Source organism: Bacillus shivajii (assembly GCF_020519665.1).
Classification (GTDB): Bacteria; Bacillota; Bacilli; order Bacillales; family Salisediminibacteriaceae; genus Bacillus_CA; species Bacillus_CA shivajii.
Genome location: NZ_CP084703.1, coordinates 692,662 through 717,686 on the forward strand (window position 1 = coordinate 692,662; position 25,025 = coordinate 717,686).

Consider the following 25,025-nt stretch of genomic DNA (forward strand, 5'->3'; position numbering starts at 1 on the left):
CTCTATGTAAAAGCTTTTGTTTAAAAGGGGAATCTAAGAAGTTCTCTACACCGGAGATCACGAGTTTAGTAGGAGAACCTCGTCAAGTTTCTAATATTTATACTGAATAAGCTCACGAATGACTAGTCTTACCATTGTCCTTCTGACATTACTTTTTGTACAGCTTCCGCTACACCATAAGGCCCCGTTATCTTATGAAAGATATTATTTAATTTCTTAAAATCCATTTCACAATATCTTAAGTAATAATACATATTAATATATCAAAAAACCAAAATATAAAGCGCTTTCGAAAAATAATAAAAAAGTATTGCCTTTTAATATATAGGCATTTATAATGAAGTTACGAAAGCGGTTTCAACATCAAGGTTAGTAAATGACGTGTTCAAAATAAGCGGTCGATAACCGAAGACGTTGAATATAAACGCTCTCTAATGAACCTATGAAAACATTCTAGTTGTGGATCGACAGGATGTATGTATTATTCACGAAAGTGTTTTCGTGAATAAGTACTGCCAAAGTTTTCTGCAAAAAAGTAAGATATAAAACACATTTTTTTACGAGGTTACGAAAGGGGTTTCGTTATGGCTGTAATACAATTTCCAAAAGACATGAAGTGGGGCGTCGCTACAGCTTCCTATCAAATTGAAGGGGCTGTGAACGAGGGTGGAAGAGGAGTTTCCATTTGGGATACGTTCTCAAAGACACCTGGGAAAGTAGTGAACGGTGACAATGGTGATGTGGCATGCGACAGCTACCATAGGTACGAAGAAGACGTTGAGATTATGGAAGATTTAGGTGTTGATTTTTACCGTTTTTCAGTGGCTTGGCCAAGGATCTTTCCGGATGGTACTGGTGAAGTAAACCGTGAAGGATTAGATTATTACCACCGGTTAGTTGATCGTTTACTAGAGAAGGGCATTGAACCAATGTGTACGCTCTATCACTGGGACCTTCCTCAAGCACTGCAAGATCGTGGAGGTTGGGGGAACCGTGAGACAATTGATGCTTTTGTAAACTACGCGGAAGTGATGTTTAAAGAGTTCGAAGGGAAAATCAAGCATTGGATTACCTTTAATGAGCCTTGGTGCGTATCATTTTTATCTAACTTTGTAGGTGCGCATGCACCAGGGAATCAGGACCTTCAATTAGCAGTAGATGTGGCACACCACTTACATGTTGCTCATGGGAAAACGGTCATTCGCTTTCGTGAACTTGGTGTAGAAGGGCAAATTGGTTTTGCTCCGAATGTGGAATGGAATGAACCTTACAGTAATCAGCAAGAAGATATTGATGCTTGTAAGCGTGCCAATGGCTTTTTCATAGACTGGTTTTTTGACCCTGTGTTTAAAGGGTCTTATCCGCAATTCATGGTAGATTGGTTCAAGGAAAAGGGTGTTACGTTAAACACGAAAGAAGGGGACATGGAAATCATCCATCAGCCAATTGATTTCCTTGGTATCAATTTCTACTCAGGTGGTGTCTGTCGTTACAAAGAAAACGAAGGGTTGTTCGATCACGAACGTGTGGATATTGGTTTTCAGAAAACAGATATTGGTTGGAATATATACCCGGATGGTTTCTACAAAGTATTAAAGTATATTGGAGAGACTTATGGAGATGTGCCGATCTACATTACGGAAAATGGTTCTTGTTATAATGATGAACCAGAGCATGGAGAAGTGAAGGATACTAAGCGAGTCGATTATTTAAGGCAGCACTTGGTTTCCTTACACAGAAGTATGGAAGCAGGTGTAAATATTAAAGGATATTTAACTTGGTCTTTACTAGATAACTTTGAGTGGGCTGAAGGATACACCATGCGTTTCGGAATCGTCCACGTAAATTATCGAACGTTGGAACGTACAAAGAAAGACAGTTTCTATTGGTATAAACAAACGATTTCAAATAATTTCTTCGAAGTATAATATATTATTTCCGCAGTGATGATAACATCGAGGCACTTACTATGGTGGCAGTACACCTGCTACATTTTAAAATGGGGAGTGTCTCGAGATTTACACCAAAAATAAAGCGCTTTCTTGATATGGGAAGGGTCGTTCGCTCTAAAGAGATGAGAGTCTTTTGAGGAGGTGAGGGGTAGTAGTAGATTAGGTTAAAGTTACAGTTTACTAGGTGAAACAAAAATTATATTTTCCAAGGGGGAATAGTAAATGTCTAAATTTTTGAAACTTGTTGGAACGACTGCTTTATCTATCTCATTACTTGCAGCATGTGGAGGGAATGGAGAAGAAGAAGTGGATAACACAGGTGATGATGCAACTAGTGACGACACAACATCAGAGGCGATTGGCGATGGTGAAATCGAATTAGTATTTTGGGAGTTCGGTAACACTGGATATGATAAATTGATTGAAGAATATGTTGCAGAGAACCCTCATGTAACGATTAACCTTCAAAACCAGGACATGAATGACTTACACGACAACTTATTTACTTCAATCTCTGCTGGTTCTGGCGCGCCAGATATCACGATGGTTGAGGAGGCACAAATTGAGAGGTATCGTGATGCAGAGCATGCATTTACAAATCTGTTTGATCATGGTGCTGAATCTGTAAGAGATAACTACCTTGATTGGGTATTCGAAAACGGAGAAAATGCCGATGGTAGCTTCCTATTTGGTTTACCAACAGATATTGGTCCAACTGTAATGTATTATCGTACAGATGTTTTTGAAGAAGCAGGTTTCGATTCTTCTCCAGAAGCTGTTTCTGAACTAATTACTACTTGGGAAGATTTTGAAGAAGTTGCTGAGGTAATTAAAGAGGAAACTGGAAAATTAATGACTGACTCTGGTGAACTTGTTTACAATGCACGTCGTGACCAAGCAACCCAGCAATACTTTAACACGGATGACGAACTAATTATTGAAGAGCATGATCAAATTAGAGATGCTTATGACTATGTTACTAACTTACATGGAAATGATTTAGTAGGAGATATTCCTCTTTGGACTCCTGAGTGGTTCAGTGGCATGGACGAAGGGACTTACGCTACAATGCTAGCACCAGCTTGGATGCAAGGTGTAATTAAAGACAATAGCCCAGAAGAAGGAGTTTGGTCTATCACTACGATGCCAGAAGGTGCTGGTAACTGGGGAGGGTCTTACTTAACTATTCCAGAAGAAAGTGATCACCCAGAAGAAGCTTACAAGTTTATCGAGTGGTTAACTGCTCCAGAGCAACAATTAGAATCATTCTTAGATTATGGCTTGTTCCCATCTGCTCCTGCTGTATATGATATGCCTGAGTTTAAGGAATTTGAAGATGATTATTTTGGTGGAATCGCAACAGCACAAATATTCTCAGAAGCTGCTGAACAAGTAGAACCAGTATATAAAGGTCGTCTATACTATCCAGTTGATGATGAATTTAAAGAAGCACTTGGTAACGTTGCAAGTGGTGCAGACCCAGAGGAAGAATGGGAAGATGCCCTTCAAAGAATTGAAAGAATCTTAACACGCTAATATATTGGTAATGCATAGGGTATGGCTATTACATGCCATACCCTATATAAAAAGAGAATCTTCATTCATTGAGCTACCTAATCTCATAATCTTGTTGGTACTTTTTAACCAAGTATTATAGTTTCGAGGATGGCTTTTGGTGAATGATCACGACAGCAAAAAACGAAGTAATACTTTTCATCTGATACAAAAGCTATTCTCGAAAACCAACAAGTAAAAATTGTCACATAAATTTCGATAAGGGGGTACCGACGTTGGAAAAGACTAAAAAGGCCAAACGGCTAACCGAGAAAAGACGCACAGCTTTATCAGCATATTTGTTTATCTCTCCATTCTTTATTTTATTCGCCATTTTTGGGTTGTTTCCAATGATATTCAGCTTTTACCTATCGTTCTTTCGCTGGGACGGCTTGAACCCGATGGTATTTAATGGATTCAAAAACTTTGAGTTTATTCTTAACGATCCAGAGTTTTTTTCGGCGATAAAAAATACGTTTATTATCGGGATATTGGGAACACTACCACAAATCTTTTTTGCGATTATTATCGCGTTTGCCTTAAATTCAGCACTTATACGTTTTCGTAATACATTTAGAATATTCATTTTCTTACCATATATTACGTCAATCGTTGCAGTTGCCATCATCTTTGGTATCGTATTTAACAACCAGCCATTTGGATTTGCAAACTATGTGTTGAGCTTTTTTGATATAGATCCAATTCGTTGGAATGCAGAATACTGGCCGGTAAAAATCGCTATCTCCACGATGGTATTCTGGCGTTGGGTCGGGTACAACACAATTATATTCTTAGCTGGAATGCAGAGTATTCCAAGGGAGCTTTACGAGGCAGCGAAGATTGATGGAGCAACGCTGAGTCAGCAAATACGTCTCATTACACTCCCAATGCTTAAGCCTATTACGATGTTTGTTGTTTTTACAGCAACGATCGGAAGCTTACAGCTATTCACTGAGCCATTGATTTTCTTAGGACGAGGCTTACGTGAAGAAGGGATTACAATGGTTGCTTACTTATGGAGAGATGCATTTGTTTACAATTCCTTTGGCACCGCATCTGCTGCAGCAATTGTCTTGTTTTTGATTATTATTACACTAACGGCAATCAACCTATTTATTACAAGTCGAGTTGGCCGTTCGAAAAAAATTAGTTAGGGGGAGACTTAAATGGCAGCGAAAAAAGAAGTTGGAGAAGGGAAATTCTCATTGAAAAAAGCAATTGTCTACTTATTTTTAACCGTCGCATCTATAGTTTCCCTGTTCCCGTTCTATTATATGTTCGTGATGGCAAGTCGCTTAAATAGAGAGATCAACTCAGTACCGCCACCGTTCACCCCTGGTAACCATTTAGTGGAGAACTTTCAAAAGGTAACCGACAATATCGATTTCTTCGGAGCGATGTGGAACTCCTTATTTGTTGCTACAACTATTACGATCGGAACACTATTCTTGTGTTCACTAGCAGGGTACACGTTCGCGAAGCTTGAGTTTAAAGGGAAAAATGTATTGTTCGTTCTAATATTAGTAACGATGATGGTTCCGCCACAGTTAGGGTTAATACCACAATACTATATCATTACCTCGCTCGGTTGGTTAAATGACTTTAGAGCAATTATTATTCCTGGACTCATTAATGGATTCGGTATCTTCTGGATGAGGCAGTATATTAAAGATGGTGTGCCTTACGAAATCGTTGAGGCTGCGAAAATTGATGGATGCTCGAACTTCCGAATCTATTGGAATGTTGTTGTACCAATGATTCTTCCGGCATTCGCGACCCTAGGTATTATCGTATTTATGCACGTCTGGAACGACTTTTTATGGCCACTCGTCGTGTTACGTGATCCGTCTATGCACACGATCCAAGTTGCATTGCGTGCGTTGAACGACGCTCGTCAAATGGACTATGGTATGATTATGTCTGGAACGTTTTGGGCAACAGTACCGTTAATTATCGTGTTCTTATTATTCAACCGACTATTTATTCAGAGTTTGTCTGAAGGTGCTGTAAAGAGCTAAGAGGTTTATTACGTAAAAAAAGGACGTTGGGGTAAGGGCGGCCTACTACCTAAATCCTTTTATAGAAAAGTTCATCTAACTTAGGTGAAAATAAAATGATGTAATAGGTAACCGCTTAAGCCTTTTACACAAATAATCAAGAAAAACGGGGTGACTAGATTGAGCAATATGATATTTCAAGCCGCTGAAACTGCCTACCGATTCATAGCGTTAAACATCTTGTGGTTACTGTTCTTTTTGGCAGGACTAGGTGTGTTTGGATTCATGCCTGCGACTCTAGCCCTGTTTGGAGTTGTTAGAGAATGGATTAAAGGGGAAAAGGACCTTCCCCTTTTTAAAACTTATTTAAAACTTTTTAAAGCTGAATTTGTACGGTCGAATCTTTTAGGTGCATTTTTCTTAATCGTGTTTTATATTATTTATGTGAACTTCTCGTTTGTTTCGTATTTTTATCACGAGTCGATTCACTTTTACATCTATTTGATCATTTTGGGATTCGCGACTATTGCAGTGATGACCTTTTTAAACATCTTCTCTGTAATGGCGCATTTCGAATATAAGAAGTCCGTTCAATACTTCAAAGTAGCGATTGGTCTTGTGTTTGCCAGACCAATGATCACATTGGTACAACTCATTTGGTTGGTCGCATACTTATTAGTAGCTATTAATTTTCCTAAAGTATTTCTAGCCATTGGCATTAGTGTTTTTGCGTATGTGCTCATGGGGGTCAATTATTCGGTCTTTAAAAAATATAATGCAGTATAAGTAGCTCGTGACAGCGTATATGTAGCAAGAAAGAGGGTATTAATCCATGGCCACGATTTATGATATCGCCAAGAAAACAGGATATTCGATAAGTACTGTTTCTAAGGTATTAAATAAACGCTCCGATGTAGGAGAAAAGGCAAAGAAAATCATCAATGAAGCAGTGGAAGAATTGGGTTACCTTCCAAGTTCCAGTGCAAGGACGCTTTCGACAAAAAAGTCTTGGACGATTGGCGTGGTTTTCGTAGAGCAATCAGGAATTGGAATGGAGCACCCTTTCTTTAATGCTGTCATTGAGAGCTTTAAAAAATCAGCAGAAAAGGAAGGCTATGACCTACTCTTTGCTTCCAACAATGTTGGAAATGTGCCGAAGTCATACGTAGACCACTTCCATTACAGGGGGGTTGATGGAGTTGTTGTTGTTTGTTCCACGTTGAACTCGCCTGATGTGCAAGGGTTAATGGAATCGGACATCCCATCTGTCGTTATCGACCTTGATTTAAGGGGAGCAAGTGTAGTGTTTAGTGATAACGTTCAGGGTAGTGAGTTAGCGGTTGATTACTTACATTCCTTAGGACATAAAAAAATAGCTCATATCTCTGGGAGTAAAAAAACATTTGTAGGGGAACAGCGTCTAAAGGGATTTCTTAGTGGGATGAAGAGGAAAGAACTTCCTGTACCTAAGGAATATTTGGTTGACGGTGGTTTCTTTATGAGCGACGGCGGAAAAGAGGCGATGGAAAAGCTCTTAAAGCTAGATGATAAGCCGACAGCCGTTTATGTCGCAGCCGATTTGATGGCAATAGGTGCCATAACTGCCATTCAAGAGTTCGGATTGAAGGTTCCAGATGATATTTCTATCATAGGTTTCGATGATATCCAAATTGGCAGATATATGACGCCAGGATTAACGACAATCAAACAGGATACAACCTTGATAGGGAAAACAGCAGCGAGTCTTCTAATCGAACAAATTATTATGAAGAAAAAGCAGTTCATGTCTGTGAAAATACCAGTTTCGTTAGTAGAAAGAACATCTTGTAGACCAATAGAGTGATTTATTGGTCTACAGCTTTATATTTTTACGTATTTACGAAAGCGCTTTAGTTATTGTGGGTGGTCGGATATGAAAAATAAAAGTAATAATAGTAGGAAGGTGAAAGAATGTATAAATTAACTGAAAATCAAACGTTTGAAATTAGTAATTATCAAGAGCAAGCCCCATTCTCTAGTTTTTTACCTGGTATCGCAGGGGTGGACGGTATTCCTATGTGGGCGTTCTATGTTAACCGCGGTCAAGGAATTGCGAGCTTCGGTGTTCAAGATAAAAATCATGCGATGATGGAGTTCCTACCTGCAGATAAATCATATCAACAAGTCCAAGTGCAAGGCTTTCGAACGTTTATTAAAGTGATCGAAGATGAACGGGTTACCTTTTTAGAGCCATTTTCTCCTCAGAGCAATGTAAGCGACAAGGTTGAAGAAAAGATGACGATTTCCGAGAACGCTCTTGAAGTAGAATATGTCAATCATGAACATGAGCTGAAGGTTAAGGTGGAGTACTTTATTTTGCCCGAAGCAGCTGTAGCTGGTCTTGTTCGTCAAGTGACTCTCACGAACCTTTCGAATAAAGAAAGAAGCTATGAAATGCTCGATGGGCTACCATCACTGTTTCCAAGTGGCGTGCCTAATGCAGCGTATAAAGAGTTAGGAAACACAATCAAAAGTTGGTTTGATGTAGAGAATCTAGAGCAAAACATCCCCTTTTACAGGTTGCGAGGTAGTATTGAAGATTCATCTGAAGTAAAAGAAATTCATCAAGGAAATTTCTATCTGTCTTTCTCACGTGGGCCGAGTGGCGAGAGAATGATGAAGCCGATTATTGACCGCGACGTTATTTTTGGTACAGATACATCTTTACACGTACCTCGTCCATTTATCACGCAATCCATTCAAAGCCTACTAGAGGAACCTCAGCAAGTAACGACAAATAAGGTTTCCTGTGGTTTCTCAGCGGAAAGTGTGGAATTGCAACCGGGAGACACACTTGAATTTCATACTGTGATTGGCCATGCAAAAAGCCTTTGTACCGTCCAATCTTACGTGAAAGAGGTACTAACTGTTACCTCTATTACTGAAATGAAGGAACGAGCGAAGTTGATAACAAAATCGATTTCAGAAAAAATTAAAACCCGTTCAGGCCAGCCTTTGTTTGATGCTTATGCTCAGCAAAGCTTCTTGGATAACGGTCTCCGTGGAGGCTTTCCAATCTCCTTTGAAAATGAGGCACAGAAAAAAGTGTATTACTTGTTTTCAAGAAAACATGGTGACTTAGAGCGAGATTATAATTTCTTCTCGATAAGCCCAACGTACTACTCTCAAGGGAACGGAAACTACCGTGATATTAATCAGAATCGCCGGTGCGATGTGTTCTTTGAGCCAGCGGTCGAGGATTACAACGTGAATGTATTTATGAACCTAATTCAGCTTGATGGTTACAATCCGTTAGCTGTAAAAGGCGTGCGCTTCCGTTTAACTGGGGAGCTAGATTTTTCCGAAGCGAATAATATTGGTAGCCAAGAAAAGCTCAAGAACTTCTTTGCTACAAGCTTTACGCCTGGGGAGCTAAAACATTTCGTGGAAGAGGAAGGCATTGAGCTTACCACCAGCTTCGAATCACTTTTAACGAAGGTGTTGCTAGCGTCTGAAGAAGAACAGCAAGCAGAATTCGGTGAGGGTTACTGGATGGATCACTGGACATACAATTTGGATTTAATCGACAGTTATTTAAGTATTTATCCTGATAAGAAGGATGACTTTTATTTTAAACCGACTTACCGCTTCTTTGAAAGTCCAGTCCGTGTCAAAAGCCGAAAAGAGAAGTATGTGGTGAGCGATGGAAAGTTAAGGCAGTATCATGCAACGGAAAAAATAAAGGAAAAGGTTGCGAAAGCGGCTGACAATGATGGTGTTCTTTGGATAAGAGATCATTTTGGTAACGGAGAAATCTATCAAACAAATTTATACTCTAAGCTATTCGTCCTCGGCTTAGTGAAAGTGGCTACCCTCGCACCGTTTGGGTTAGGAGTAGAGATGGAAGGGGATAAACCTGGTTGGAATGATTCTTTAAATGGCTTACCAGGGATGTTCGGTGCAAGTACTTCGGAATTGTTTGAACTAAAGCGATTAATTGATCTCCTGCTAAAGGTAAACGGAAAAGGGGAGCTTGTTTTACCAGTGGAGGTTGATGCCTTCCTAAAAAATGTTGTTTCAGAATTAAGTACATTTAATAGTGATTCTGACGAAGAGGAATTACGTTATTGGGAGCAAATAACGAAGTCTCGAGAAGATTACCGCGATACGATTTATAAAGGGATCAGTGGAGAAGAGATCGTTTATTCCCTTGAGGAGTCTCGAGAGTTTCTATTGCAATTCAAGGATCGAGTAGAAAGTGGAATTAAAAGGGCTCAGTCTTATAGTAATCCCTTAGTTCCAACCTATTTCTATTTCGAACCTAAGGGCGACATCACGAATGTAGATATAGGAAACACGGTTATTGAATGGATCCCTAAACCTGTGACACCATTTTTAGAAGGGGTAGTCAAGCAATTAAAAGTAACCGAAGATAAGGTAAGAGCCGAGGAACTGTATCAAAAAGTGAAAGCCTCTGATATTTATGATCGCAAGTTGGGGATGTATAAAACCTCGATGAGTATTGAAGGCGAACCGTTGGAGCTAGGGCGTGCGAAGTCGTTCACACCTGGTTGGTTAGAAAACGAATCGATCTTTTTGCATATGGAATATAAATATCTGTTAGCTACTTTAAAGGCTGGTTTAATCGAAGAATTCTTTACAGATATGAAGTCCGCGCTTATTCCATTCTTAGATCCAAAAATGTATGGGAGAAGTACACTTGAAAATTCTTCGTTTATTGCCAGCAGTGCAAATCCAAATGAGAACTTGCATGGTCGCGGTTTTGTTTCTCGCCTAAGTGGTTCCACCATTGAATTCATGAACATGTGGTTTGTGATGATGGCTGGTGAGAAGCCATTCCGTTTCGATGAAGCAAGCGATGGACAGGGAGGAAAACTCGTGTGTCAGCTAATGCCGACACTTCCAAACTGGATGTTTGATGAGAACGGTGAAGTGTCGTTTACGTTCCTTGGAACGACTGAGGTTACGTATGTTAATCCAGATAAGAAGAACACATACGGGACAGATGGTGTGACACCTGTTTCTGTAGATGTAAGTTTTGTGGACAACGCAAGTGAGACTCAGCGAGTTGCGGCAAATGAGTTAGTCGGTGATCTTGCTGTAGCGATTCGAAATGGAGACGTTAGTAAACTGGTGGTCGAGCTTCGGTAAAGATCTTGGAGAGGGGGAAGTATTGAAAACGGTGGTACAAATATTGGTACCACAGTGATTTACATCTTCAAAAAATTTTAGAGTGAAATGAAATTTTCCTTAAGGTTTCCATTTAAAATGGAGCCAAATCAAACGGAACCAGTTGAGAACGGTTCCGTTTTTCTAAATTAAAATTGAGAAGCGCAGGGACGGTTCTCCTGCTTCATTTTGGGTGGGAAAAACGAACTTTGAGGGGGGCAGCCCGCTTTTAAGTAAGAGCTCTCTATCTTTTTTTATCCACAAGGTAGGAACACTGTGTTCCATCGATGGTACAAGTTTCATAATGACTGTATTTGCTCCGTTTTAATGAAAGGATATTTATCTTACAAGTTAGGTTTGAAATAATATAAGTGAATTAATTTCATCATTCCGTTTTTTGCGCAATAAAACGAATGATATGATAAATGTTATTAAATGTACGTTTTATTTGTAAGTGAACGTAACAAAAGACGGTGACTCCCAGAGGATCAGCGACGAGCAATACTTCTTCGAACTGCTCCGAGCTGCGACGAGTAACCGCAGGAGCACTCTTTACCTGCGACGAGCAAGCGTAGTGGCGCAGGAGCAACGAGCTGAAGATCCACTTAGGCGAAGAGCTGTCGAGCCTAAGTTAGCTGAAGACAAGCCCTCGGGAAAGCGTCCGTCTGAAGTGAAGTTCACGCTCATCATTCGGGAATTCGCACCTAATTTTGAGTTATGAAATTGATTCAAGTGATAAAACAATAAAGAAGTTTATCTGCTAATGGAAAATGATGAAAATATAAATCGCATGAACAGAAAAGGAGGTGCTTTTATTCATGGAAGTGAGGAAATATTTGTCCTTTGATATTGGGGGCACAAGTGTAAAATGGGGAATTTTAGATGAAAGTGGAATGATTCATCATAAAGATCAATTTTCTTCTAACGATGGGGATAGTGAAACGGTCTTAAATGGACTTCGTGAAAAAATTGTTGAATATAAGCATGACGTAAATGGGGTTTCTATCAGTGCGCCAGGCTTTATCAATTCTCCAAAGGGTTACATTGAAAACGGTGGAACGATTAAAGGTTTCCATGGTTTACATCTTCAGAAAATGTTAGAAGAGGAATTTCCCCTTAAGGTTTCCATTGAAAATGATGCCAATTGTGCTGCCCTTGCTGAGAAATGGTTAGGTAAAGGAAAAGGGTCTTCTGACTTCCTGTGTATCACTATCGGAACAGCAGTCGGTGGAGGGTTGGTTTTAAACGATCAATTGTATAGTGGACATGCGTTTCGTGCAGGGGAGTTTGGATACATGATCACTCAAGGTATTCAAACGAATATTCCGAAAAACAACAGTCTAAATAGGGTTGCGTCTATGAAGTTTCTTCGTGCTAAATATGCAGAATATTACTCGATGTCGCTAGACGATGTGACAGGGGAGGATATTTTCCGAGCATACGACGACCAAGATCCTGTAGCGATACAAATGGTAGAAAGTTTTTATCAAAGCCTTGCTTTAGGGATTTATAATTTGTGTTCGGTATTGAACCCCGAAAAAGTCCTTCTAGGAGGAGCGGTGACTTCACGGCCTAGCTTTCTTGATGAATTAAATAGACAACTAAACTATATCAACCAATTTTGGGACATTCACCTAGACCGATGTCACTTTCGAAATGATGCAGGTTTAGTTGGTGCAGTTGCCTATTATAGAGAAAAGTACGAAAAGTAGATATTTATTCCGAAGGTAGGTCGTTGTTTGTTTGTTGTAACGTTTTATATGTGTCTTTAGCTAATGTTTCGATTAAATAAATGACAGGAAGCTGGGTAGTAATGTCTGCATCTTTAATGAGTTCTCGGTTAACGTAGTAAGAAAGATAATGATCAGATAATTTAACCGCAGTACAAGCTTTTGAGTTAGTAATTGTAACGATGTTTGCCCCTTCTTCACGGAATTTATTTATTTTTGAAATGATACTTGGAGTTTCTCCAGAAACTGATAAAACAATGACGGTACTATTTTTCATGAAATTACCGGTAATAGGAAAGTAAGGGTCGTTAATTGCCAATGAGAATTTCTTTAAACTGGAAAAATAACGAGAGGCATATTCTGCTAGAATCCCTGAACTTCCTGTTCCAAGGAAAACTACATGGTCAGAGTTAGCGATGCATTCTGCAATCTCTGTAACTTTTTCTTGGTAATCGGTTTTTAAAGTTCGCTCCAGAAACTCTGTCATTGTTTCATACGGATCATTAATTGATTTAGATTCTGATTGATTAAGGTGAATTTTTAATTTTGTTTTAAATTCAGAAAAACCATCACAATCTACTTTTTTGCAAAAACGCAAAATAGAAGTTGGAGATACATGAGCGATTTCAGCTAATTCACGTATTCTCATGTAAATAACCTTTTCACTGTTTGTTGTGATGTAATGATATAAATGAGAATCAAGTTCAGAAAATCGAGCTAGTTGTTCAGGAGTAAACATTTGCTTCATCTTCCTTTACTGCAATGGTTTCTTTATTGAATCAATTTCATAACTCAAAATAAGATGGGAAATTCAAAATGTGAGCGTGAACTTCACTTCAGACGGAGTCGCCGCCTTTTGTTACGTTCACTTCCAAATTAAACGTACATTTAATGCAAAGATTTATCATTTCATTCGTTTCATTATGCAAAAAACGTAATTATGAAATTGATTCTATTATAACAGTAATTTTTTTAGGTGCATATATGGTCGATAAGATATAAAGGAGTGTTTTAGATGACAGTACAAAATGGATTAAAGGTTGTTACGATAGGTGGCGGTTCTAGTTATACACCAGAACTGGTTGAAGGCTTCATAAAAAGGTATGATACTCTCCCAATTAGAGAGCTATGGTTAGTTGATATTCCAGAAGGAGAAGAAAAGTTAAATATTGTAGGAGAGTTAGCAAAGCGAATGGTTAAGGAAGCGGGGCTTTCGATCGACATTCACTTATCATTAAATCGTGAAGAGGCTTTAAAAGATGCTGATTTTGTTACTACACAATTCCGTGTTGGTATGCTTGATGCAAGAGCAAAAGATGAAAGAATTCCGTTAAAATACGATGTGATTGGTCAGGAAACGAATGGACCTGGTGGACTATTTAAAGGATTTAGAACGATCCCTGTTATTATCGATATTATTAAAGACATGGAAAGACTTTGTCCTGATGCTTGGCTTATTAATTTTACAAATCCTGCTGGTATGGTTACAGAAGCAATTTACCGACATACGAATTGGAAAAAGGTTGTAGGTTTATGTAATGTTCCAATTGGAATGAAAATGAAAGTGGCAAAAATGATGGAGGTCGATGCAGATAGAATCCATATCGATTTCGCAGGTTTGAATCACATGATATTTGGTTTAAACGTTTATTTAGACGGAGAACCGATCATTGAGAAAGTAATTGAAGAAATGACTACCGGAAAAGGTATGACGATGGAAAATATCGCGAATATTGAGTGGGATGCTGACTTCTTAAAAGGTTTAAACCTCCTTCCGTGCCCTTATCACCGTTATTATTATAAAACGGATGAAATGTTAACAGAAGAAAAGAAGGAAGCAGAAGAAAAAGGAACAAGAGCAGAAGTTGTACAAAAGCTAGAAGAACAACTCTTTGAACTGTATAAAGATGAAACTCTAAGGGAAAAACCTGAGCAGTTAGAGAAGCGCGGTGGAGCATACTATAGTGATGCTGCGTGTAACTTAATTAACTCTATTTTCAATGACACAGGAGATATTCAACCAGTAAATACAATCAATCAAGGAGCTATTGCAAGCATTCCAACTGACTCAGCAGTGGAAGTAAATTGTATTATTACTAAAAATGGCCCAAAACCTATAGCCATTGGCGACTTCCCTGTTACTGTTCGCGGATTAGTTCAGCAAATTAAGTCTTTTGAGCGTGTAGCTGCTGAAGCTGCTGTTACAGGTGATTATAACCAAGCATTAGTGGCAATGACTATAAACCCACTTGTACCGTCAGACAAAATTGCAAAAGAAATTCTCGATGAAATGTTCGAAGCACACAAAGACTATTTACCACAATTTAAGAAACCAACCAATGTTTAATCATTAAATCGTTTGATTGAAAGATACTAAGCTGAATGGAAGTATGTTACAGTGCATCCTTCATTCAGCTTTTTTTTAAGGCTCTGTTAATCTTCATTGTTGATTTTCGGAAATCACGAGACGCCTGCGGGAAAAGCAAGAGCTGAAGATCCATCGGGGTGCTTTTTCCCGATTAGCTGAAGCCTTGCCCGCGGCAAAGAAGACACCATGAAAGCAAACAAAGTGAAGCTTGAATGGATGTCGCGCTTGTGCCTAGAGGTGCAAGCGAGTGTAATTTTGTAAAATCAACACTAGCCTTTAACAAAGCCTTTTTAAAAAGTTTTTATTTGTCGGTATGGAGAGGTTGATCTCATTGAAAAAATTTAAAATCGTTGTAACAGATTATGAGTATGAGAGCTTGGAAATCGAAAGGGAGGTTATTGAGAAAGCTGGTGGTGAACTGGTCCCTTGTCAATGTAAGACAGAAGAAGAAGTCATAAATGCGTGCAGAGATGCTGATGGTATTCTAAATCAATATGCTTCAATTGGTCGAAGAGTCATTGAAAACTTACAACAATGCAAAGTTATTTCTAGATATGGAGTGGGTGTTAACACAATTGATGTGAATGCAGCAAAGGAACATAGTATCAAAGTTAGGAATGTGCCTGATTACTGTATAGATGAGGTATCAGATCATGCATTTGCACTTCTAATATCTTTGGTTAGGAAAATTTCACCCCTAAATGAAAGTGTGAAGAATGGGGTTTGGGATTTTAAAATTGGCGCACCAATGTATCGTTTAAGAGGAAGTACGCTTGGATTAGTAGGCTTTGGGAAGATTTCGCAGGCTTTAGCTAAGAAGGCAAAAGCCTTTGGTATAAACGTTATTGCATATGACCCGTATCACCCAGAAGAATCCGCAAATGATTTAGATGTAGAGTTAGTGGACTTAGATACATTGTGCTGTAAATCAAATTATATTTCGGTTCACGCTCCTTTAACGAAGGAGACGACAGGACTTATAAGTGATCGTCAATTTAATATGATGAAAGATCACACCTATATGATCAATACATCCCGAGGTGGTGTCATAGATGAGTCCTCTTTAATTCAAGCTTTGAAAACTGGAAAAATTGCAGGAGCAGGTCTTGATGTAGTAGAAAAAGAGCCAATTGAACCTAATAATCCATTATTAAAAATGGATAATGTTATTTTGAACCCACATATTGCATGGTATTCTCAAGAATCAGAAGCAGCATTAAAACGGAAAGCTGCACTAAATGCTGTGGAAGTTATTAAAAACAGTGACAAATAATTCATCTTAATCTACAGTTATGTGGATTTTCTGGATTACTTATACGGTTTGCTTTTGCTCTCTTAGGCTTCAAGGGACATGCACTAAAGCGTAAAAGATTCTATGTAAGCAAATTTTGCTTACATAGAACCTTTTAGCAATAAGCGGAGTTTTTAATTGGTCTAGCTAAAATTTTAAAGGTAAGTTCAACAAATTCTCTGCATTCGCCTGAATAGATCGCCAATTGGTGAGTTTTCTTTATGACTACACATATCCAACCTTTTTGTAGTTAGTTAATTTGGCTTTAACGGACGAGTTTGTAAGTATAGATCTAGGTCTGGACTATGCCCTTTTACAATGACATCCGAAATAATTTTTGAAAGAATCATACTATACACTGTACCGTTATCACCAAACCCAAACAAGAAGTGACAATTCGGATATTCCTCGTATTTACCGATGATAGGGAGTCCATCATTTGTGCCGCCATAAAAAGCGGTAGAATAATATTCAGGTTCCACCGTTATATCAGGAAAAAGCTTGTTAAATTCAAGTAACAGCTTATCTCTTTTACTGACTAATTTACGATCACGTACTTCTGCATAAGGGGTATTTTCATCTAATCCCCCAATAATAATACGGTTATCCTTTGTTGTACGAATAAAGGTATAAGGCCGTGCCGTTTCCCAAATAAGGGTTTTATTGTACCATGATGAGAAATCCTCGACTGGTTTTGTTGTGACTGTATATGTACTGACAAAAGATGCTTTCTTTTCTTTTTTTATATCGACTCCTTCGTATCCACAAGCAACAATGACATGACGCGCTTGAATGTAATGATTGTTTTTCGTTCTTATTGTAGCTTTTGTTTGTTCAAATTTCTTTCCATTAACTTCGGTATGCTCAAATATTTTCACTCCTTTTTTTGCCGCATAATCAAATAAATTATGAGTAAAAGCAAATGGATTTATTTCACCGTCATTATAAGAATAAAGAGCGGCATCCTTTTTAAAAGGATAGCGGTCTTCAATTTGGTCGGCTGATAGAAAATCGACTGGAAACTTCTCCTCGACTAAAAAATTGTATTCTTGTTGTAATTTCTGTACATCTTCTTTATAGCTAGCAAAGTATAATGAATCTCTTCTCGTAAATTCGCAATCAATATCCCCAGTCGCGGACGCCTTTTCAATATCATTAATGGCTTGTTTACATAGCTGCAAATGCCTTGAAATATAAGGTCTGCCAAAGCTATTAACTAAATTTGAAAACAATCTTTCCCCAGAATATTGAATAATAGCTGTATTTGTCGTTGTACTGCCACTACCAATCGTATTCTTTTCGACCACCACGACGCTTAAGCCGGAATCGGCTAACATATAGGCGCATTGAGCGCCAGAACTTCCACCACCAATAATAAGAACATCACAATCTAGGTCTTCTTGCAGATGAGAGTATGTAGGTGGATTTTTTAATGTAGTAGGCCAATAATAAGTACCAGTTTGTAAATTCATGTGGCTAACTCCTTTTACCTTTAGGGTGTAAGCCCAAACCTCGGCTTCACGACGTATTATTACCAAGCTATACAAATCCATTCGAGTGTTTCTTGATCTAGCTTGATTGATTTCCGTTATCGCGGCGGATAGTCTTCGACAAAAACTTCCGAATAAACGGAAGTTAAAGGTATATAACGAAAAATCCCCTTAAACAAGTATGAAAGAGTGAGCGCAAAGCTCATGGTTCTTCTACTAGTATCAGGGGATTTTGTTAATACATAGGATGTCACCCGTTGCTATCGGCAGAGAGTGGCTCATTTTTATCAAAAAACCATAAGTAGTACATCCGTGAAAAAAAGAAAGTCATGCAAAGGGTGAGCCATGTCCAATACCAGTGCCAGTTGACATACTTTATTAACCGTGTATACCTTTCCATGAGCACTTCTAATCCAGTCAGGATTGATGAATATAAGACATAGTAACCCATTCGAATTGGCAATGGCTTTCGATTAGGAAACTTTAAATTAAACAGCACACAGGTTGCAGGATAAATAAAGTATTCAAAAGAAAAGCTTGTATGAATGGCTTTAGGAAATTCTCGAAATGGGTATTTAATAAGTTTTTTTTGCACGACGATCGCTCCAAATAACCATGTCATCACTTGTTTAAACAAGAAAACCACATTTGCTTCCTTTATTTTCTTTTTAGGTACAAAAAAGATTAAAGCAAGAATACAGATGATCCAAGTAATGATAAGTATATTTTTTTCTAACTTCAAGGCAATCACCTCGTAATGATAAATTAATCGGTCTGTTACGAATCGGTTAAGGTATGATCAGCAGTAATTCGTAAATATCGCATTATACAAGTCGTATTCAATCCTCTGCTTAAAAAAGAAGGCTGGATTTTTGGAGGCCGCTGAAAAAGTCATTATGTCCGCTCAAAAACTCCTTCGCTTTCCGCAGGCAATGCTTCAGCTTTCTCATGGAACACCGCCACTGCGGGATCTTCTGTCTCTTCCTCTGCCAGTAATGCTCTGTCGTGGCATCCGTCGAGACAAATCGTAGCATATTCTTTAAGTAAAGGCTCTTAGCTATTGCTTTTCTTGAGGAAGTCTTCGGGTTTTTGACGGACATTCTTTTATCAACACTTATTCAGTATTCTCAAATTTTTGAATGGGCTTTTTACCTAATGATAAAAGTTTGTACGTTAAAGCTTTAAATTATTTATCAGAAGTCAAGTTTTTATCAGTGTTAGCTAGAGAAATGAGTGAGTGTTGCTTCAACCATTTACCCTAATGGGTGCTATATCATATTAACTAATGGTAAGTCGAATGGAGTTAATAATATTAAAAATATAGCAGCAGTTATTAACCATGCTAACAGCGGTTTCTTATAATGAACAGGAAAGGTGATGAACATCGCCATGACGAAAGAAAAGAGTGCCAAACGTCCCATCTGTTATAGTGGGTGATAAGCCCTAAACAAGACAATATAATATGACCCATATAGAATAATAAAAACTTTTTCTTAGCCTACTAGCCGTTTTATAAAAATATTTAAATTACGGATCGTTCTATTTCATTTTTTGAAACGATTAATGTGATTCATGTTTAATGTAATAATAGTGCCACCTTACTAACGGAAAAATAATAAGATAAAAAATAGCTGACCACCAAATTTTCCATCCTGTATAAGTTAGGTAACCAAATTTAACTGTTGTCCATTCAAAAAAGGTTGAAAAAGCAGCCCAGAGCAGCCAGTAAGGAATGGAACGCGAAAATTTTTGCGGCATAAAATTTAAGAAAGGAATGGAAAATAATGGGGCAGTAAAAAGTTTTATTGTTAGAACACCACCATTCAATTCGTTAGAACCTCCAAAGTAATATAGCCCAAGAACTTTATCAAAATAAAGATCAACGACAAGCTCTACAAATGACATGCTAATCTAAATCATATACATATCACGACGTTGCATATGTTTTGGCATAAACCAGACGATAACAGCGAGAATCCCTAAAACAAAAGTCATATAGAGCAACGTAATGAATCCCCTTTCGATACCTCATCATACTTCTTAATTATCTTCCACAGTAGCAACAGACATTTTTCGCATTCTTTCCATCAGACATTTCACTAATAAACCTTTTAAAATGTAATAAATGAAAGAGTAGTAGAATGTCCACTTAGGGTAATAAACAAGCTCAGCCCAATGGGCAAACGATTCACCAATAAAGGCATATATACCAGCCATCACTACAAGTGCAATTATATATGATTTCCATGTCGTGAAATATTGATAGACGAGCATATAGGCGACGCCAACCATACTTACATCAAATGGTAACGCAATCGTACCAACAGGAATAAAAGTGATCGGATAAACCCAAAAAAGCAATTCATCCCCCACTGCATCAAGATATAATGTAATACTTATAGCAATCATCCCAAAAAGTAAAACTTCAAAGATACGATTACGGTCCACGAATTTAATCCAAATGATCCACGGAACAATAAGGAATACGATTAACAGCCACCAGTTCCAAGTAAAAACCTCATAATTTAGCCAGCTTTCAGTCCTCAATTGAGTAATCTCACTGCGCAACTTCATGATTTCATGTAGGGCTTCTCCTCTATTGCCCATACAAATTCCTTAGTTCCACAGGTATTTGAACTGGCACTTCAAACAACCACAATGTAGCAACCGCAACAATACCAGATAAAACGTAAGTTAATAAAGGATGAGTATGGTGCAACCTGAAAAGCGGAAACATGACAAAAAGAAAGGCGATTGACCACCAAAGTGACCAGCCGTATTGATATTCAATGTGCCCTGTCATAACAAAGACAAGCTCCCACACCGCATATAACGCAATCCACTTTAAATTCCGTAAAATTTTCCCTTGAAGATCTTTCGGAAAATCTCTTAAAAACATTAACGCAGTAGCTGGAAACACAATAAATGTATATAACATTTCTGTTAGTGTATGGTTTGATAAAAAATCAGCATCCAAGCGCCATAAAAAATAATTGGCTGTTAAGAAGTTATAAAGTAAATTCCCCATCGCAACGAAAAGCAGAGTTGAATGGTACGTCTTCCAGTTCCTCCATTCCCCCCGGATAATAAGCGCAATTAAGGCAATAGCAGTTGTTGCAACATGCATCCTCTGTAAGTCCTTTCTATAGATAATGTTATCTTTGAGTGTCTCCTAAGAAATGGAGATGTATGTATAGGCTTCTTGACTACTCGATTACTTAAAAGAGATTAATATGCGAATAAAAAAGATTGGCAAATACTTTTGCATAATTTTCACAGTGAAGAAAGAAAATACAATAATAGATCGGAAATGGAGGGGTGGAAGATGGAGTGGAGTGTGTTGATGGACCGAATCTTTGGCTTTTTACCTGAGCGATCGGTATTTATGTTTGCAGTTGCAACAGCAATTATTGTCTTAATCGTCCAAGCGATAGTAAACAAACTAAATAACGTTTTAGAGACTCCATGGAAAAGAGAAGAAAATTTACGTAAGCGAAAGCAATTGATTGACGAATGGAACGATAAAAATAAGAAAGGAGAAACGTCGAAGTGAAGGCATCCGAACAACCGCCCGTATATCAAATAGGTCAGCTAGAAATTAGTATCAGCTTAATTGCGATGATCATCGGAACAGGAATCATTGTTCTTCCTCGCGGTCTAGCATCTGAAATGGACACACCAGATGGATGGCTTTCTTTAATGATCAGCGGATTGCTTGTGATGGTGATCGTTTGGTTAATCGTTCGTTTGCATCAGAACTTCCCTGGAAGAACTCTCATTCAATATTTAGCTGAAGGAAAAGTGGGAAAGTGGGTTAGTAAATTGCTCGCGTTTTCGTTTCTTCTTTATTTCGCATGTCTCACCGCTTATATGTGTCGTTTTTTAACGATCGTTATTGATATTTATTTATTAATAAACACCCCGAATGAAGTGATTATGATGATCCTTTTACTATTATCTGCTTATGCCGTATCAAAAGGGGTTCAAGGCATTGTCCATCTTAACTTGATGTTTACTCCTTTCGTAACTTTTTTCCTATTTTTCATTCTTTCTTTTGAGATTCCTGAACTAGAGTTAACTCACTTGCGTCCAGTATTAGCAGAAGGGTTCACGCCAGTGTTTATTGGGTTAAAAGAAACGATGTTTGCCTTTTTAGGAATTGAAATTTTATTTTTTTTTATGGCTTATATGAAAAAACCTGATATCCGAGCCAAACCATTACTCGTTTCTATCGTTTTTATTTCGCTTATATATCTTTTCATTATCATTATGGCGTTCGCCGCTTTTGGTTTAGAAGCAACACAACAATATACGTTTCCACTCATTGAAATAGTTAAAGAAGTAGAAATTCCAGGTGGCATTTTCGAACGAGCCGCCCCCCTTTTTGTGACGATTTGGGTGATGTCGATGTTTAATACGTTTACAATTACCTTTTTACTCAGTGCAAACCTCGTAAAAAAAGAATTCTTTCCATGGGTGAAAAAGAAAAAGTGGATCGTGGCCTTTTTAATTTTTTCCTTTTACATTATTGCATTTTTACCGAAGTCTTTTATTGAACTCGGTACATTCAGTGAATGGATTGCCTATTCGGGATTTATTAATATTTTTATTGGCATAATATGTGGATATTTGACTGTTTGGTATAGAAACAACAAAAAACACAAGAACGAACAGGAGGTAGAAGGATGAAGAGAGTAATCATTTTGATCCTCCTTTTATGCTTATGTATACAAACAGGCTGTTGGGACCAAGAAGAGATTGATGAACTTGGCTTTGTTATGGCTGTAGCGATTGATCCTGAAAAAGGTGAAAACAACGACGACACTGGGGGCAGTCATAAAAGACGGTTTAGCTCAACGTTTCAAGTCGCCGTTCCTGGAGCAATGGCTGAAGATGAAGAGACAACGGGGGAAAAGGCTTTTTTTAATGTGACAACTAGCGGATTAGCAAACTTCAGAACGGTTCGGAATATATCAAAACGGAGAAGTCGCAGATTGTTTTTCGAACATTTAAAAGTCATTGTCATATCCGATGAATTAGTTACTGAAGGTATACTAGCGCATCTATTAGATTTGTATGCCCGTGATCACGAGATGCGAAGAAATATTATGGTGTTAATTTCAGAAGGGCCAGCGTGTGATGTACTCGCAGATAAACTCCCATTAGAAGATAACCCTGCCATATCGATGGATATGATGCGTGAAAACAACGAACATCCAGGGCTTGCTTTTCAAATGCTTTTACCAAAAGATTTAGGAGACGTGACAACATTAATGATGGGGGATCATAGTTTTCTCCTCCCAAGGATCATTAAAGGAAAGGGGGGAGATTTGAAAATGGGTGGTGCGGCTGTCTTCTTAGGTGGAACGAAGGAAATGTTAGGTTGGTTAGGTGATGGTGATATTTCTGGTTATAACTGGATCAGTGAAGATGTCGCAGGGGGTATTCTTGAAGTTCCTTTTGAAGAAGAAGAACTCTTTATATATGAAGCTGATGGTGTGCATTCGCAAGTGGAGTTTGAACGTAAGAATGATGAAAATCATTTTACAGTTGAAATTAGGTCAGAAGGAATGTTCGGTGAATCGTGGATACATGAACAAGAAGAGTTAGATGAAGAAATGATCAAGAAATTAGAAGAAGCGATTGATGAGGAAATTGAAAGGCAAGTCAACAATATAATAGAAAAAATGCAAACAGAGTATTATGCAGATGTATTTGAATTTTGGAGAGAAGTGAAGATCCAAGACTATTCGTATTGGAAAGAAGTTGAAGAGAATTGGGATGGGGAAGGTGGACAATTCGCAAAAGCAAATATTACGGTGAATGCGGAAGTCGAAATTCGTAATTATATGTTAATCGAAAGTATGGAGTAAAAAAAAGGGTTGAAAAAAGGAGGTGGCGTGGGTGCTTAATAAATTGTTTCATAAACTTTCAAAGGATGATGTAAGAAAGACAAACGAGTATGATATGGAGCTTTCGACAGACTTAAATACAACTGTTCAATCATTAAAGAACATATTTGGTGAAAGCGACGATATCATTCAGTATGACTTTAAGATAGGAAATACAATTGATGCGGTGGTCTTCTTCATTGATGGTTTGACGAACAGGAAGGAATTAGATGAATTTGTCATAAAACCATTGCAGCACCGTCTTTCTGAAGATGATATAAGTGGCCTTCATGGTGCAGGTTTTTTAGACAAGCTATTGCAAGAAACGATTCATTTTACTGAGATCGAGGTAAAGGATAACTTCGATGAGGCTGTTTTGCCGTTCATGTCTGGGGAATCACTACTATTCATACAAGGGTTAGAGAAACTGATTGTTATAGGTTCTAGGCAGTATAATATGGAACGAAGTGTGGAAGAACCAGAGAGTGAAATCGTTGTTCGGGGCCCGCGTGACGGTTTTACAGAAAGCTTGCAGACAAACGTGTTACTCATCCGCCGAAGAGTTCGTGATCCAAATTTAACGGTACAACTAGGTCAGTTAGGTCGACGTTCAAAATCTGATTTCGCTTTGCTGTATTTAAAGGGAGTTGTAAATGATGCGCTAGTTGAAGAAGTACGGTACAGAATTTCTTGTGTAGATGTCGATAACATTCCTGAGTCAGGAACGGTTGAACAATTAATTGAGGATAATGTCCTGTCTCCTTTTCCACAAATTTTGCAGACAGAACGCCCTGATAAAACAGCGTCAGCGTTACAAAACGGGCAAGTCATTATCATTCTTGATGGCACCCCGTTCTCCTTGCTGACCCCAATAACGTTGGAACAATTATTTAAGTCTTCGGAAGATTATTATGACAGGTGGCAAATAGGTACACTTATTCGTGTTTTACGTTATATTGCTGGATTTATTGCGTTATTTTTACCAGCACTGTATATCTCAATGGTCTCCTTTCATCAAGGGATGATCCCAACAACGTTAGCATTATCAATTGCCGGAGGAAGAGAAGGGGTTCCCTTTCCATCTTATATTGAAGCGTTTTTAATGGAATTTACGTTAGAAATGTTGCGAGAAGCAGGGATACGTTTGCCACGTGCTGTTGGGTCGACGATTGGTATTGTTGGAGGTTTAGTCATTGGTGATGCGGCTGTACGAGCTGGAATTGTTAATCCAATCATGGTCATTGTTGTAGCATTAACCGCGATTTCATCGTTTGCAATTCCTGCTTACAATGTCAGTATTGCACTTAGAATGTTAAGGTTCTTTTTGATGATTGCTGCTGCAACTTTTGGTTTATTTGGGGTCATTGTTGGCTATATTATGATCAACATTCACCTTGTTGGCTTACGGAGCTTCGGAAGCTATTATACGTCTCCTTTCGCACCATATCGATTGTTTGACTTGCTTGATACCGTGATCCGAGTTCCGTTAACAATTAATCATTTACGAAATGATTCAACTCATTCAAAGGACTCGGAAAAGAAAGGGTAGATGGAAGTTTAACGCCCTCTTCAAATTAATTTTT

General features: G+C 38.2%; 20 protein-coding genes. 14 read left to right on the plus strand and 6 right to left on the minus strand.

Annotated elements, in window-relative coordinates:
• The first annotated feature begins 584 nt into the window (after positions 1-584).
• The 8 genes from LGQ02_RS03360 to LGQ02_RS03395 all read left to right on the plus strand — a co-directional run bounded on the left by LGQ02_RS03360 (position 585) and on the right by LGQ02_RS03395 (position 12,384).
• Complete coding sequence (locus LGQ02_RS03360) at positions 585-1,928, plus strand: GH1 family beta-glucosidase (protein WP_226516825.1); 1,344 nt, start codon at positions 585-587, stop codon at positions 1,926-1,928.
• A 246-nt stretch (positions 1,929-2,174) separates the two neighbouring features.
• The gene (locus tag LGQ02_RS03365; protein ID WP_226516826.1) at positions 2,175-3,488 is read left to right on the plus strand and encodes an ABC transporter substrate-binding protein; all 1,314 of its coding nucleotides are present in this window, start codon (positions 2,175-2,177) and stop codon (positions 3,486-3,488) included.
• 254 nt (positions 3,489-3,742) lie between these two features.
• Positions 3,743-4,660: a carbohydrate ABC transporter permease gene (locus tag LGQ02_RS03370; RefSeq protein WP_226516827.1), complete on the plus strand. Its 918-nt coding sequence runs from the start codon at positions 3,743-3,745 to the stop codon at positions 4,658-4,660.
• 12 nt (positions 4,661-4,672) lie between these two features.
• The gene (locus tag LGQ02_RS03375; RefSeq protein ID WP_226516828.1) at positions 4,673-5,524 is read left to right on the plus strand and encodes a carbohydrate ABC transporter permease; all 852 of its coding nucleotides are present in this window, start codon (positions 4,673-4,675) and stop codon (positions 5,522-5,524) included.
• Positions 5,525-5,692: 168 nt separating this feature from the next.
• Complete coding sequence (locus LGQ02_RS03380; protein WP_226518204.1) at positions 5,693-6,289, plus strand: YesL family protein; 597 nt, start codon at positions 5,693-5,695, stop codon at positions 6,287-6,289.
• Positions 6,290-6,335: 46 nt separating this feature from the next.
• Positions 6,336-7,346, plus strand: coding sequence for a LacI family DNA-binding transcriptional regulator (locus LGQ02_RS03385; RefSeq protein WP_226516829.1), 1,011 nt, complete (start codon positions 6,336-6,338; stop codon positions 7,344-7,346).
• A 107-nt stretch (positions 7,347-7,453) separates the two neighbouring features.
• Positions 7,454-10,654: a hypothetical protein gene (locus tag LGQ02_RS03390; RefSeq protein WP_226516830.1), complete on the plus strand. Its 3,201-nt coding sequence runs from the start codon at positions 7,454-7,456 to the stop codon at positions 10,652-10,654.
• Positions 10,655-11,490: 836 nt separating this feature from the next.
• The gene (locus LGQ02_RS03395) at positions 11,491-12,384 is read left to right on the plus strand and encodes an ROK family protein (RefSeq protein ID WP_226516831.1); all 894 of its coding nucleotides are present in this window, start codon (positions 11,491-11,493) and stop codon (positions 12,382-12,384) included.
• A gap of 4 nt (positions 12,385-12,388) precedes the next feature.
• Here LGQ02_RS03395 and LGQ02_RS03400 read toward each other — a convergent pair whose 3' ends face one another.
• Positions 12,389-13,141, minus strand: coding sequence for a MurR/RpiR family transcriptional regulator (locus tag LGQ02_RS03400; protein WP_226518205.1), 753 nt, complete (start codon positions 13,139-13,141; stop codon positions 12,389-12,391).
• A gap of 276 nt (positions 13,142-13,417) precedes the next feature.
• On the opposite strand from LGQ02_RS03400, the gene LGQ02_RS03405 reads away from it, so the two are divergent.
• Entirely contained in the window at positions 13,418-14,749 is a 1,332-nt protein-coding gene (locus tag LGQ02_RS03405; RefSeq protein WP_226516832.1) for a 6-phospho-beta-glucosidase, read from the plus strand.
• A gap of 352 nt (positions 14,750-15,101) precedes the next feature.
• Positions 15,102-16,043, plus strand: a complete 942-nt coding sequence (locus LGQ02_RS03410; RefSeq protein WP_226516833.1) for a C-terminal binding protein — start codon at positions 15,102-15,104, stop codon at positions 16,041-16,043.
• Positions 16,044-16,315: 272 nt separating this feature from the next.
• Here LGQ02_RS03410 and LGQ02_RS03415 read toward each other — a convergent pair whose 3' ends face one another.
• The 5 genes from LGQ02_RS03415 to LGQ02_RS03435 form a co-directional block, all read right to left on the minus strand.
• Positions 16,316-17,533: an NAD(P)/FAD-dependent oxidoreductase gene (locus tag LGQ02_RS03415; protein ID WP_226516834.1), complete on the minus strand. Its 1,218-nt coding sequence runs from the start codon at positions 17,531-17,533 to the stop codon at positions 16,316-16,318.
• 268 nt (positions 17,534-17,801) lie between these two features.
• Positions 17,802-18,302, minus strand: a complete 501-nt coding sequence (locus tag LGQ02_RS03420) for a CBO0543 family protein (protein ID WP_226516835.1) — start codon at positions 18,300-18,302, stop codon at positions 17,802-17,804.
• An 809-nt stretch (positions 18,303-19,111) separates the two neighbouring features.
• On the minus strand, positions 19,112-19,456 hold the full coding sequence (locus LGQ02_RS03425) for a CBO0543 family protein (protein WP_226516836.1): 345 nt from the start codon (positions 19,454-19,456) through the stop codon (positions 19,112-19,114).
• Positions 19,457-19,591: 135 nt separating this feature from the next.
• Positions 19,592-20,158 carry a CBO0543 family protein gene (locus tag LGQ02_RS03430; protein WP_226516837.1) on the minus strand — a complete coding sequence of 189 codons (567 nt, stop codon included), beginning with the start codon at positions 20,156-20,158 and terminating at the stop codon, positions 19,592-19,594.
• Positions 20,148-20,678, minus strand: coding sequence for a CBO0543 family protein (locus LGQ02_RS03435; RefSeq protein WP_226516838.1), 531 nt, complete (start codon positions 20,676-20,678; stop codon positions 20,148-20,150). The genes LGQ02_RS03430 and LGQ02_RS03435 overlap by 11 nt, the downstream gene beginning before the upstream one ends.
• Positions 20,679-20,876: 198 nt before the next feature.
• Between LGQ02_RS03435 and LGQ02_RS03440 the strand changes: the two genes are divergently transcribed.
• From LGQ02_RS03440 to LGQ02_RS03455, 4 genes are read left to right on the plus strand one after another with little or no spacing between them, the layout of a single operon-like run.
• Complete coding sequence (locus tag LGQ02_RS03440) at positions 20,877-21,104, plus strand: hypothetical protein (protein WP_226516839.1); 228 nt, start codon at positions 20,877-20,879, stop codon at positions 21,102-21,104.
• Entirely contained in the window at positions 21,101-22,240 is a 1,140-nt protein-coding gene (locus LGQ02_RS03445; RefSeq protein WP_226516840.1) for a GerAB/ArcD/ProY family transporter, read from the plus strand. Before LGQ02_RS03440 ends, LGQ02_RS03445 begins: the two co-directional genes overlap by 4 nt.
• Positions 22,237-23,424, plus strand: a complete 1,188-nt coding sequence (locus LGQ02_RS03450) for a Ger(x)C family spore germination protein (RefSeq protein WP_226516841.1) — start codon at positions 22,237-22,239, stop codon at positions 23,422-23,424. The genes LGQ02_RS03445 and LGQ02_RS03450 overlap by 4 nt, the downstream gene beginning before the upstream one ends.
• A 31-nt stretch (positions 23,425-23,455) precedes the next feature.
• Entirely contained in the window at positions 23,456-24,991 is a 1,536-nt protein-coding gene (locus tag LGQ02_RS03455) for a spore germination protein (protein WP_226516842.1), read from the plus strand.
• Positions 24,992-25,025 lie beyond the last annotated feature (34 nt).